The following is a 12,339-nucleotide window of genomic DNA, read 5'->3' as shown; positions in this document are numbered from 1 at the left end:
CGACTGTCATCATTTTTTCATCAAAATGAGATCAAAGCTAAACCTCGGTTTTCTAAGGTAGTGCAAATAAAAACAACAGGAAAACCGTATGACAACGCACATGAACCGTCGCGAACTGATTCAAAAAACCATTGCAGGTTTTGGGGCACTGTCTTTGCCACTCAGCTTAACTGCCTGTGGCGATGATGATCCAGAGCATTCATCTCCTGATGCGCCACAAATACAATTTTTACATGGTGTGGCCAGTGGTGACCCATTGGCAGACCGGGTGATTCTATGGACCCGTCTTAGCCCCGAAGATACGGCTATGCGTCTGGAAGTACAGTGGGAAATCGCGACCGATCAGGCGTTTCAGCACATTGTAAATACGGGCAAAGTGCTGACCACACAGGCGCAGGACTTTACCGTCAAAGTTGATGCAGACGGTTTGCAAGCCAATCAGACCTATTTCTACCGTTTCCGCTATGGCGCACAAAGCTCACTGGTGGGCCAGACCAAAACCTTGCCGCTTGATACCGCTGCCGTAAAGTTTGCAGTCTGTTCTTGCTCTAACTATCCGGCCGGTTATTTCCATGTCTATAAGGAAATGGCCAAGGAAAATCTGGATGTGGTCATCCACCTGGGTGATTATATTTATGAATATGGCGCCGATGGTTATGCCACTGAAGATGCCGAAAAACTGGGGCGTACCCTGGCCGCCGATAACAATCAGGAAATTATCCGTTTAGATGATTATCGCAAGCGTTATGCTCTGTATCGTGGAGATGCCGATTTGCAGGCAGTGCATCAGCGCCATCCATTTATTGTAATCTGGGATGACCACGAGCTGACCAATGATACCTGGATGGAAGGGGCGGAGAATCATCAGGACAACGAAGGTGATTTCTTTGCACGCAAGTTGGCTGCATTGCAGGCCTATTTTGAGTGGATGCCAATTCGTCCGGTCTCTGAAAATGACCATCTGAATATTTATCGCCAGTTTAATTTCGGTCAGCTGGTGCAGTTAAATATGCTGGATACGCGGGTATTGGCGCGTCACAAGCAGCTGGATTATGCCCATTATTTAACCGCGACCGGTCTGGATGCCGCCCGATTTAGCGCAGATTTAACTGACACTAACCGTACCTTGCTTGGGCGTACTCAGTTTGCCTGGCTGGCCCAGCAGCTGACTCAATCTCAAGCCACCTGGAATGTGCTGGGGCAACAGGTGCTGATGGCGAAAATGCTGATTCCGGCGGAAATCTTGCAGGTGCTCGGGCAAATCACCAGTGGTCAGGCAACCGTAGAGACCTTGGCCAATGTCGAGCGGATGCTGGTAGAACTGGTCACATTGAAAAGCCGTTATTTAAAGGGCGATCCCACTTTAACCGCACAGGAAAAGGCCCGTATTTTGACCGTGGTGCCGTATAATCTGGATGCTTGGGATGGCTATGCTTACGAGCGTGAAGCACTGTATAGCGTATTGGGTCAACTGGGTAAAAAAGTGGTGGTGCTGGCGGGCGATACTCATAATGCCTGGTCTGCACAGCTGTATGATGCCCAGCAGAACTTTGTCGGGGTGGAGCTGGCCACCAGTTCGGTGTCCTCTCCGGGGATGGAAAAATATCTGCAGATTCCGGCGGCCAAGCTGTACGAGTTTGAATTTGCCTTTAATACCCTGATTGATGAGCTGAGTTATTGCAACCTGAATCAGCGAGGTTATCTGACCGTCAGCTTTACGGCAGATGAGATGCTGGCCGAGTGGAAATTCGTGAACACGGTCAAAGCAGCAGATTATCAACTGGATGATACGCGTTATCACCGTCTGCAATACACGCCGGCTCTGGTGGAAATTAAAGACCTGCCGGCCAGTGCTTAAACCCTGTTTCTATAAAAAACCGGGATTGTCCCGGTTTTTTTTATTGGCTGATTTCGTTGAGATAACTGTCCAGATCAATAAATTTAATCTGCTGCGCAAACTTGTGTTCAAACTGCATGATTTGCTGATGCAGATTGGCATATTTCATCCGCTGTACCGCCAGGTCTGCATAGCGTGCCGAACTTTTTGGATAAAAGTACATTTTTAGGTGGGTATTACGAAGCTGACGATGTGACCAGTACGCTGCACGTCGAATCTGCTGCAAACAGTATTGCTGTTCTGGTGTAGCCTCATGACGAAACAGGTTTTCTTTATAAAAACGTACAAAGCCAAAACTCAGGGCAAAAAAGAACAGTACGCCTTGCAAGAATACGCTTTGCCAGTAATAGACATTCAGCGCCTGCACTAAAATCACGATCGCCAGTTTGATTGGGGTATGGCGGAGCATGCGATATAAGGCCGCTGCACTGTGTTTGAGTTGGTAAATCACATAGGGTGTCGTGAGCATCAACAGCAACATGAGCGCTAAAATTGCCATACTTTTGCTTTGTGCGGCATCAAACTGTGGCAAGTGCTGCTGAATCGCATCTGCAAAGACCATCGACAGCGGAATAAAAATCAGCAGGGCCAGCACCCAGGGGAGGATTTCTTTCCACTCATCCAGCATGCCTTTGATTTTTATTGCGCCATACAGCAGAAAATTGCGTTTAAATGCAGCCGGATGGTGTTGTTGTAGCTGTTGTAGAAAAAGCAGGGGCTGTTGTGGGGGCATGGGCAGGGTCAACGCAGAAGCTAAATTGCAGGCATAAAAAAACCAGCTTGACGCTGGATTCTTTACTGCACCATTTTAAGATCTGTTAAAATGGTGCCCGAGGCCAGACTCGAACTGGCACGCTTTGAGGGCGGGGGATTTTAAATCCCCTGTGTCTACCGATTTCACCACTCGGGCATTTTTACCAAGATTGGAGGCGGAGGTCGGAATCGAACCGGCGTCCACGGAGTTGCAGTCCGCTGCATGACCACTCTGCCACCCCGCCACGTCTTGGTGATGCACATATTAGCAAGCTCTGGAAAAAAAACAATACTATAAATCGCGCATATGCACATAAATTCGGCATATGAAAGAAAATTGCCTAAATTATCATGTATTATTTGCAAAATTGATTCCTATCAACATTTGGAGATGTGCCGTGGCATTAGTTTTGGATGGTCGTGCATTAGCAAAGCAAATTGAAGCTGACTTGTTAACACGCGTAGAAGCATTAAAGGCGAAAACAGGTCGTACCCCAATTCTGGCGACTATTTTGGTAGGTGACGACGGTGCATCTGCAACTTATGTACGTATGAAAGGGAATGCCTGCCGCCGTGTCGGTATGGACTCTTTAAAAATCGAGCTTCCACAGGAAACCACCACTGAGCAGTTATTGGCTGAAATTGAAAAGCTCAATGCCAATCCTGATGTACATGGTATTCTGTTACAGCATCCGGTACCGGCACAAATTGATGAGCGTGCCTGCTTCGATGCCATTTCACTTGAAAAAGATGTCGATGGTGTGACTTGTTTGGGTTATGGTCGTATGGCGATGGGTGAAGCGGCCTATGGTTCGGCAACACCAGCGGGCATCATGACTATTCTGAAAGAAAACAACATCGAAATCGCGGGTAAACATGCAGTGGTGGTTGGTCGTTCGGCTATTCTGGGTAAACCAATGTCGGCGATGCTGCTAGAAGCCAATGCAACTGTAACCACCTGTCACTCACGCACACAAAACCTGGCTGAATTCGTGAAGCAGGCAGACATTATTGTGGGCGCAGTTGGTAAAGCTGAACTGATTCAGAAAGACTGGATTAAGCCAGGTGCAGTGGTCGTTGATGCGGGCTTCCACCCACGTGAAGGCGGCGGTGTTGGTGATATCCAACTCGTTGGTATCGAAGACATCGCTTCTGCTTACACACCAGTGCCAGGTGGTGTTGGTCCGATGACGATTACAACCTTGATTCGTCAAACCGTAGAAGCGGCTGAGAAGGCTTTGGGTTAATAAATTGACCTCTCCCTGACCCTCTCTTGCGCTTCGATTTAAAAGCAGTGCTTTAAATCTTGCTCAGGAGAGGGAAAAATCATTGTAAAAATAATGGATACTCCTTCTCTTGCGCCGTATACGGCTCAGGGAGAAGGTTGGGATGAGGGTAAAACCTCTAACATCAGATTTTTGCTGAAATACATAAAGAATAAAAACCCAATGAGCTGCACCTTTCAATTTCCTAAAGCCCCTGAACATCTATTAAGTGCTTTGCATGATGTGATTCCACATTGTGAACTGCAGGCACAGCAATTGCCTGAAACACCGATTTCACTTTGGTTGATTCCGCCGGTTTTTCCCACCGATAAACTCGATGATGAAGTGATCCGCCGGATCTGGAATGATACGCCATACTGGATTTTCTGCTGGGCCTCAGGATTGGCGATGGCACAGTGGTTGCTAGCTGAGCCGCATCATGTGAAAGATAAAGTAGTGCTAGATTTTGGCGCAGGTTCAGGTGTGGTGGCCATTGCTGCCAAAATGGCGGGTGCTAAACGGGTGATCTGCTGTGATATTGATCAGGTCAGTCTGGATGCCTGTCGAGTCAATGCCGAACTTAATGGCGTCGAGCTGGAATATCTGGATGATCTCTACAAAGCCGAGCAGGTTGATGTACTACTCGCAGCGGATGTGCTATACGATCAATGCAACCGTTTTTTCCTGGATGAGTTTTTAAAATTTGCCCCAGAAGTGTGGGTGGCGGACAGCCGGGTGAAAAACTTTCGCCATCCCAAATATGAAAAGCTGGATGAGCGTAGTGCCACCACTTGGCCCGATTTAGATGAGTCGCCCGAATTTCGTAATGTCAGTTTTTATAAGACGCTGTAAACAGCGTCTTTTTTATTGGCTTGCAGAAGCTTAAGAGCAGGTATAGCGCACCACAGTTAAAGTGCTTGGGCGGGCAGTGAGGGCATCACGTGTGGCCGGATTTTCACTGCTGTGCAGGCCAGGGGTATTCGACAGGCTGAAGGTGGCACGGGTATCGCCAATTTGACGTCCTGGAGCAGTAAGATTATTACCGGCCGCCGGGTTGGCAATTTCATTGACGCTGAGAATATTTAATTTAAAGACTTTATTGCTGGCCAGCACTTTCTGGCAGGCACGTTGTAGGCGCTGTTCATCTAATTGCTGATTGTTGCGTGTTGCAAGGGTGTAAGCCAAGGTGGCTGTGCTGTCAGTGCGGCTTTCGATCTGATAACCGACATTGCCATTAAATTCGCGTGGCCCACTCTGGCAGGCAGTGAGCAGGGTAACCGTACAGGCAAGTCCTAAAAGTTTATAAGTATTGTTCATCGCTATTATGGCTCATGATCTCTAATTTATACTTTCAAGTATGCCATAAAAGCCTGACCTGGGGACGACTGCTTTCCTCAATGATGTGTTGAAATTTATTGCCGGTAAAATGTAGCGTATATAGGCAGGCAATAAAAAAGGCCGCTTTCGCGACCTCTTTCATGTTAATCAGCAATTAAGCAGATTTAACCGCTTCTAAAAGCTCAGCTTGACGTTTTTTCAATGCTTCTGGTAAACGATCACCCAGTTTATTGAATAACTCAGTGTGGCTTTCCAGTTCTTTGATCCATTGATCTTTGTCTTGTGCTGTCACAGTTTCAAATTGCTCTTTAGAGAAATCTAAACCAGTCCAGTTCAGCTGTTCGTAAGTTGGAACGCGGCCAATTGGAGTGTCTACAGCATCTGCACGACCTTCACAACGGTCAATGATCCACTCAAGTACACGCATGTTTTGACCGAAACCAGGCCATACGAAGTTGCCTTCAGCATCACGACGGAACCAGTTCACGTTGTAGATACCAGGCAGTTTGTTACCTGCAGCTTCAGCTTTCGCACCCACTTTCTCACCCATTTCTAACCAGTGAGAGAAGTAGTCCGCCATGTTGTAACCCGCGAATGGCAGCATTGCGAATGGGTCACGACGAACGATACCTTGTTGACCAACCGCAGCAGCAGTGGTTTCAGAACCCATGGTTGCCGCTTTATACACGCCATCAACCCAGTCAAATGCTTCTGAAATTAGAGGCACTGTGTCTGCACGGCGACCACCAAAGATGAATGCAGAGATTGGAACACCTGCTGGATTTTCCCAGTCAGCATCAATTGAAGGACATTGACCTGCAGATACGGTGAAACGCGCGTTTGGATGCGCTGCTTTTTCTTCACCAGTATGTGGTTGACCTTTCCAGTTGGTCAGGTTTGCAGGTGCTTCTTTAGAAAGACCTTCCCACCATACTTCGCCATTGTCAGTCACAGCAACGTTGGTATAGATCACGTCTTTGTGCAGCGTCGCCATACAGTTCGGGTTAGTTTTGGTGTTTGTACCAGGTGCTACACCGAAGAAACCAGCTTCAGGGTTGATTGCGTATAGACGACCATCTTCACCTGGTTTGATCCAGGCAATATCGTCACCTACAGTTTCAATCTTCCAGCCTTCATAACCTGCTGGTGGAATCAGCATCGCGAAGTTGGTTTTACCACATGCAGATGGGAATGCCGCTGCGATGTAGTGTTTTTCGCCTTGAGGATTGGTTACGCCAAGAATTAGCATGTGTTCAGCTAACCAGCCTTGTTGACGACCCATGAACGATGCAATACGTAATGCCAGGCATTTTTTACCTAACAATGCGTTACCGCCGTAACCTGAACCGTAAGACCAGATTTCACGTGTTTCTGGATAGTGCACGATGTATTTTTCTTTGTTGCAAGGCCATGCAACATCTTTTTCACCTTCGGCAAGCGGAGCGCCTACAGTGTGTACACATGGAACGAATTCGCCATCTGTACCTAATACGTCATAAACAGCTTTACCCATACGAGCCATTTTAGACATGCTAACTGCAACATAAGGAGAGTCAGTTAACTCGATCCCGATGTGTGCAATGTGTGAACCGAGTGGACCCATTGAGAATGGAACCACATACAGCGTACGACCTGCCATTGAACCGTCAAATAAACCGTTCAATTTTTCGCGCATTACTGCAGGCGCTTCCCAGTTGTTGGTCGCACCGGCATCTTCCTGGTTTTCAGAGCAGATGTAAGTACGGTCTTCAACACGAGCTACGTCAGAAGGATCAGAGTTTGCAAGATAAGAACCAGGGTGAGTTTCTTGGTTAAGCGCTTGCATTGTGCCGTTAGCGATCATCAAGTCGATATAACGTTGATATTCTTCTGCGCTACCGTCACACCATTCAATTTTTGCTGGTTTTGTTAATTTAGCAATCTCTTCCACCCAAGCAATAAGCTTAGGGTGACGAACGAATTCTGGTGCGTTCACTTGGGTCATGGTGAGGCCTATCTAAAATGTGTACAAACTGTTGTACAAAGTACAATCTGAGAGATGAAATGAACCGCTCAGATGAAATATGAAAAAAAAGTGGCTGTATTAAAGCACAAAATGACGAAAAAAATAAGACTAAAGGACTAAAGGAATTATTTTGGTAGTTAATGCAATCTAAATGATAAGTTTATAAAAAACAAAAAGATAATGTTTAAATAAGGGGGTATCTTATTTATTTTTTATATTTATGTATATTATTTAATTTATTTATTTCTTTTTAAAACAATAATTTATATCTAAATTTTTTCTGAGAATCATTATTGATTAAATAAATGGTGGTAATTCGATTTTTACATAAAGGTGCTTTAAATTTCCACTTAATTGGCTGAAATTAGAACAAATGCTTTAAAGATGTGGACAAAATGTCTGAACAATTCAAGCCATTGTCTATTGTGTATAACAAAAAATCAGGCTTTCATGCGACCCATAAAACCGAGGTGTATGAAGAGCTGATCCAGATTTTTTCCCAATACGGTTTTGAAATCCAGTCCTTTGATATCGAACAGTATGCCAGTTTTGATGAATTAATGGCGCAGGTATTTTTACGTCATCAGGACCCGGACAATTATGGCGTGGTGGTGGCCGCAGGGGGCGATGGCACCTTGAATGCTGTGGCGGCCAAACTAATTCATACCGATATTCCCATGGGCATTTTACCTTTAGGTACCTTTAACTATGTGGCCCGCGTATTTGATATTCCGGTGGATATTATTCAGGCAGCGCATGTGATTGCAACCGGCCGGCCACGCAAGGCGCATATCGCGCGGATCAATGAACACATCTATTTAAACAATGCCAGCTTAGGGCTGTATCCTTTATTTATCCAGAAACGGGAGCTGTATAACCGCTATCTGGGTCGCTTTCCTTTACATGCCTATACCTCCGGTCTGGATGTACTGATTCGCCATCGCAAGGAACTGAAATTAAAAGTTGAAGTCGATGGCAAGCTGTTTCCGGTGAAAACTCCGTTGGTATTTTTTGGCAATAACCAGCTGCAATTGTCGGAGATGAATTTGCGTATTGCCACAGCGGTAGCACAGGGCAAGGTGGCCGGCATTGTGGTGGCGAAAAGTGATAAGTTGACCTTGTTTAAAATTTTATGGCAGCTGGTGAAAGGGGAAATTGAACAAGCACCCGATGTATATACTTTTGCTGCAGATCAGGTGGTGATTCACGCACAACTAAAAACCATGCAGGTGGCCATTGATGGTGAAATTGTCCGGATGCGACCACCGCTAAAAGTCACAGTGGAAAAAAATGCCTTAAATATGATGGTGCCTTATGATTCTGCATCTGTCTGATTTGCATTTTGGCACCGAAAAGCCGGCCTGCATGGCAGCCATCCGGCAATTTTGCCTGGAGCATCAGGCTGAAGCGATAGTGGTCAGTGGTGATTTAACCCAGCGTGCGCGTTTTAAACAGTTTTATGACTGTAAGCAGTTTCTCGACAGCCTGGAGCGGCCGTATCTGGTGGTGCCGGGCAATCATGATATTCCGCTATTCGATTTATGGACCCGTTTTGTCAATCCATTTGCGCGTTATCAGCTGTTTTTTGGCAAGATGGAAACTGTGCTGGAAACCGAGCATTTTTTTCTGATTGGTTTAAACAGTATCCGGCGGCGTTACCATACCCGCGGGCATATTTCGCTGGCGCAAATCCAGCTGGTCGATCAGATTCTGGCCGCGGCGCCGGCGCATAAAATCAAGCTGATTGCTGCGCATCAACCGTTTTATACCCCGCCGGATGATCCGCATGGGGTAAAAGACTGTCCAATGCTTGGCAAAATGGCGCTGGAAAGCTGGAGCCAGCATGGCCTGTTCGGGCTGTTGCATGGTCATCTGCATCAGTCCGCAGTCTATGATTTAAACCAGATTTATCATTTGCAGGCCAGTCATCCGGTGCTGGATATTCATGCCGGCACGGCGCTGTCTTATCGTCTGCATCATCGTTTTAATAACAGCTTTAATGTGATTCATGACAGCGGTGAAATTCAGGCCTATTTTTTTAATGAACGCACACAAAAATTTGAACCGTATTAGAAATATGGGGAATAAAGCGACAGTGGTCTGATGGCTGGCGAAAAAAAAGACAAAAAACAGATTTTTTTTCATTTTTCCCCTTGAAGCGTTTTTTTCCATCCCCACAAAAGTGACATCTAAAATTCATTTTGATGATGACCAAAGGAATAAATAAGTCGTCATCAGTTATCTAACGAAGACTTAGTCTGATGGAGTTATTTATGAGCAACATTCGTCCATTACATGACCGTGTAGTAATTCGTCGTGTCGAAGAAGAAACAAAAACTGCTGGCGGCATTTTATTGCCAGGTTCTGCTGCTGAAAAACCTGCTCAGGGTGAAATCATTGCAGTTGGTAATGGTCAAATCACAGACAATGGCGTACGTGCATTAGATGTGAAAGTTGGCGATAAAGTATTGTTTGGTACCTATGCCGGCACCACTGTAAAAGTAGACGGTGAAGAACTGCTTATTATGAAAGAGTCTGACATTTTAGCTGTTTTAGAAGGCTAATTTCTCACTAACTCAATGGTTATCAGATTTAGTTAAGATTTAAAATTGGAGTAAATCATGTCAGCTAAAGACGTAAAATTTGGTGATTCAGCTCGTAGCAAAATGATTGCGGGTGTCAACATTCTTGCAGATGCAGTGAAAGTAACGTTAGGTCCTAAAGGCCGTAACGTGGTGATCGACCGTTCTTTCGGCGCACCGCACATCACTAAAGATGGTGTTTCTGTTGCGAAAGAAATCACGTTAAAAGACAAGTTCGAGAACATGGGTGCGCAACTGGTTCGTGAAGTGTCTTCTAAAACCAATGACATTGCAGGTGACGGTACCACAACTGCAACTGTATTGGCGCAAGCCATCCTGAACGAAGGCATCAAGTCAGTGACTGCGGGTATGAACCCAATGGATCTGAAACGGGGTATCGACCTTGCAGTTAAAACTGTTGTTGAAAATATTAAACAAACTGCAAAACCAGCTTCTGATTCTAAAGCGATTGAGCAAGTCGGTTCGATCTCTGCAAACTCTGACACCACTGTAGGTGCTTTAATTGCGCAAGCAATGGAAAAAGTGGGCAAAGAAGGCGTCATTACTGTTGAAGAAGGTTCAGGCTTCGAAGATGCGCTTGACGTTGTAGAAGGTATGCAGTTTGACCGTGGTTATATCTCGCCATACTTCGCCAACAAACAAGACACGCTCACTGCTGAACTTGAAAACCCGTTCATCCTGCTGGTAGACAAGAAAGTCAGCAACATCCGTGAACTGATTACGGTTCTTGAAGCAGTTGCAAAAACCGGTAAGCCACTATTAATTATCGCTGAAGATGTTGAAGGTGAAGCGCTTGCAACGCTTGTTGTGAACAACATGCGCGGCATCATCAAAGTATGTGCGGTGAAAGCACCTGGCTTCGGTGACCGTCGTAAAGCAATGCTGCAAGACATCGCGATTTTAACTGGTGGTACTGTGATTTCTGAAGAAATCGGTATGCAGTTAGACCAAACAACGCTTGAACACTTAGGTACTGCACACAAAGTAACTGTATCTAAAGAAAATACCGTGATTGTGGATGGTGCGGGTAACGCAGGCCAAATCGCTGAGCGTGTTCAGCAAATTCGTGCACAAATCGAAGAATCTACTTCTGAATACGACAAAGAAAAACTTCAAGAACGTGTTGCTAAATTGGCAGGTGGTGTAGCAGTTATCAAAATTGGTGCTGCAACTGAAGTTGAAATGAAAGAGAAGAAAGACCGTGTAGACGACGCACTTCACGCAACTCGTGCTGCAGTTGAAGAAGGTGTTGTTGCAGGTGGTGGTGTTGCGCTGGTGCGTGCTGCATCTGCACTTGATGGTCTGACTGGTGCGAACGATGATCAAAACGTTGGCATTAATATCCTTCGTCGTGCAATCGAAGCGCCGCTTCGTCAAATCGTGGCAAACGCAGGTGATGAACCTTCAGTTGTGATCAACGCTGTGAAGAACGGTGAAGGTAACTTCGGTTATAACGCTGCGACAGGTGAATATGGCGATATGCTGGAAATGGGTATTCTTGACCCTGCGAAAGTAACCCGTTCTGCACTTGAGCATGCTGCATCTGTTGCGGGCCTAATGTTGACCACTGAATGTATGATCACTGAAATCCCAGAAGATAAACCTGCGATGCCAGATATGGGTGGCATGGGTGGTATGGGCGGCATGATGTAAGTCATCGTCCGATCATCGATCATAAAAAATCCCCGCATTTGCGGGGATTTTTTTATTGAAATATTAATAAAAAGTTATATTTTTTGTTTAAAATAAAGTAGAATCTGAGACTTATTTTTAATTACTGCCAGTAAGTGTTAACTGTGTAGTTGTTTTGGGGAAAATCCCAAAAAAGTTGGGTTTTTAAAGTTTTATTATTGGTTTTTATGAACTTTTAGTTTATATTTTTATCAATATGTAATTGATATTTTTTGATACTATGGATAAATCAGTTATTATAAACAATGAGGAAGCTGCAGTAGTTGAGCGCCGTACTGAATTTATATTGGTCAGTAGGGCGGAGTTAAAATCATTATATAAAAAGATAAAAGACTATGAGGAGCGAATAAGAAAATATGAGCTACAGGAAAGAAAAACTTTAGAATTTCTTGCAAAAAAAATTAACCGTGGCTAAGTTCATCAATTAACTTTTTAATCAATTCTTTCTGCTGACTTTTTAAAGCACGAAATTTGAGAAAATAATCCAAATCTAATGAGTCCAATTCAGTCAACTGGGATTCTAAATTGCCAGTTTCATCGCCAAATCTTAACCATTGATTTGACACATTAAGCCAAATTGCTAAGGTCGCTAATTTATCTTGATTTGGAATTGCTTTGCCTAATATCCAGTTATTTGCAGACTGTACAGATATAGGTTGGCCATCATAACGATGATTAAACTCTTTTGATAAATAAGTAGGGCTGATCGGGTGTTTTGAATTCTGGAGAGCTTGTTTCAAGCGCTCTGCAAACAAAATTTTTTCTTGTTGGCTACTCATATATTTT

The 12,339-nt window shown here is 44.9% G+C and carries 12 protein-coding genes and 2 tRNA genes; 8 read left to right on the top strand and 6 right to left on the bottom strand.

Translation table 11 applies throughout. The features are described 5' to 3' along the window. Nucleotides 1-88 precede the first annotated feature (88 nt). Nucleotides 89-1,858: an alkaline phosphatase gene (locus FTU55_RS02220; RefSeq protein WP_180046081.1), complete on the top strand. Its 1,770-nt coding sequence runs from the start codon at nt 89-91 to the stop codon at nt 1,856-1,858. Nucleotides 1,859-1,898: 40 nt separating this feature from the next. On the opposite strand, the gene FTU55_RS02215 is transcribed toward FTU55_RS02220, so the two are convergent. The 3 genes from FTU55_RS02215 to FTU55_RS02205 form a co-directional block, all read right to left on the bottom strand. Beyond that, nucleotides 1,899-2,630: a hypothetical protein gene (locus FTU55_RS02215; RefSeq protein ID WP_075167184.1), complete on the bottom strand. Its 732-nt coding sequence runs from the start codon at nt 2,628-2,630 to the stop codon at nt 1,899-1,901. A gap of 91 nt (nt 2,631-2,721) precedes the next feature. Beyond that, nucleotides 2,722-2,807 (bottom strand) — tRNA-Leu (locus tag FTU55_RS02210). 14 nt (nt 2,808-2,821) lie between these two features. Continuing rightward, nucleotides 2,822-2,895: transfer RNA gene (locus tag FTU55_RS02205), tRNA-Cys, on the bottom strand. Between the two features lie 153 nt (nt 2,896-3,048). Between FTU55_RS02205 and folD the strand changes: the two genes are divergently transcribed. After that, on the top strand, nt 3,049-3,897 hold the full coding sequence (gene folD, locus FTU55_RS02200; RefSeq protein ID WP_005176331.1) for a bifunctional methylenetetrahydrofolate dehydrogenase/methenyltetrahydrofolate cyclohydrolase FolD: 849 nt from the start codon (nt 3,049-3,051) through the stop codon (nt 3,895-3,897). 201 nt (nt 3,898-4,098) lie between these two features. Further along, a complete protein-coding gene (locus FTU55_RS02195; protein ID WP_180046079.1) occupies nt 4,099-4,767 on the top strand; it encodes a methyltransferase in 669 nt (222 codons plus the stop codon). Between the two features lie 30 nt (nt 4,768-4,797). Here FTU55_RS02195 and FTU55_RS02190 read toward each other — a convergent pair whose 3' ends face one another. After that, complete coding sequence (locus tag FTU55_RS02190; protein ID WP_005176335.1) at nt 4,798-5,232, bottom strand: hypothetical protein; 435 nt, start codon at nt 5,230-5,232, stop codon at nt 4,798-4,800. Between the two features lie 175 nt (nt 5,233-5,407). After that, the gene (locus FTU55_RS02185) at nt 5,408-7,237 is read right to left on the bottom strand and encodes a phosphoenolpyruvate carboxykinase (GTP) (protein ID WP_104470892.1); all 1,830 of its coding nucleotides are present in this window, start codon (nt 7,235-7,237) and stop codon (nt 5,408-5,410) included. A 416-nt stretch (nt 7,238-7,653) separates the two neighbouring features. Here FTU55_RS02185 and FTU55_RS02180 point away from each other — a divergent pair, with 416 nt between their 5' ends. From FTU55_RS02180 to FTU55_RS02160, 5 genes are all read left to right on the top strand, one after another. After that, a complete protein-coding gene (locus tag FTU55_RS02180; RefSeq protein ID WP_180046077.1) occupies nt 7,654-8,592 on the top strand; it encodes a diacylglycerol kinase family protein in 939 nt (312 codons plus the stop codon). Beyond that, nucleotides 8,573-9,331, top strand: coding sequence for a metallophosphoesterase (locus FTU55_RS02175; protein ID WP_016659956.1), 759 nt, complete (start codon nt 8,573-8,575; stop codon nt 9,329-9,331). The genes FTU55_RS02180 and FTU55_RS02175 overlap by 20 nt, the downstream gene beginning before the upstream one ends. 200 nt (nt 9,332-9,531) lie before the next feature. After that, complete coding sequence (gene groES / locus FTU55_RS02170; RefSeq protein ID WP_004810787.1) at nt 9,532-9,822, top strand: co-chaperone GroES; 291 nt, start codon at nt 9,532-9,534, stop codon at nt 9,820-9,822. A gap of 57 nt (nt 9,823-9,879) precedes the next feature. Next, entirely contained in the window at nt 9,880-11,514 is a 1,635-nt protein-coding gene (groL, locus tag FTU55_RS02165; RefSeq protein WP_180046075.1) for a chaperonin GroEL, read from the top strand. 259 nt (nt 11,515-11,773) lie between these two features. Next, nucleotides 11,774-11,968 carry a hypothetical protein gene (locus FTU55_RS02160; RefSeq protein WP_180046074.1) on the top strand — a complete coding sequence of 65 codons (195 nt, stop codon included), beginning with the start codon at nt 11,774-11,776 and terminating at the stop codon, nt 11,966-11,968. Here FTU55_RS02160 and FTU55_RS02155 read toward each other — a convergent pair. Further along, nucleotides 11,955-12,332 (bottom strand): hypothetical protein, encoded by a 378-nt coding sequence (locus tag FTU55_RS02155; RefSeq protein ID WP_180046072.1) that lies wholly within the window; start codon nt 12,330-12,332, stop codon nt 11,955-11,957. The genes FTU55_RS02160 and FTU55_RS02155 overlap by 14 nt on opposite strands. Between the last annotated feature and the right edge of the window lie 7 nt (nt 12,333-12,339).

Origin of the sequence: Acinetobacter sp. YH12117 (assembly GCF_013418865.1) — a bacterium.
Taxonomy (GTDB): domain Bacteria; phylum Pseudomonadota; class Gammaproteobacteria; order Pseudomonadales; family Moraxellaceae; genus Acinetobacter; species Acinetobacter indicus.
Note: the sequence above shows the minus strand (reverse complement) of the source record. Positions and strands in the feature narration are given on the sequence as shown.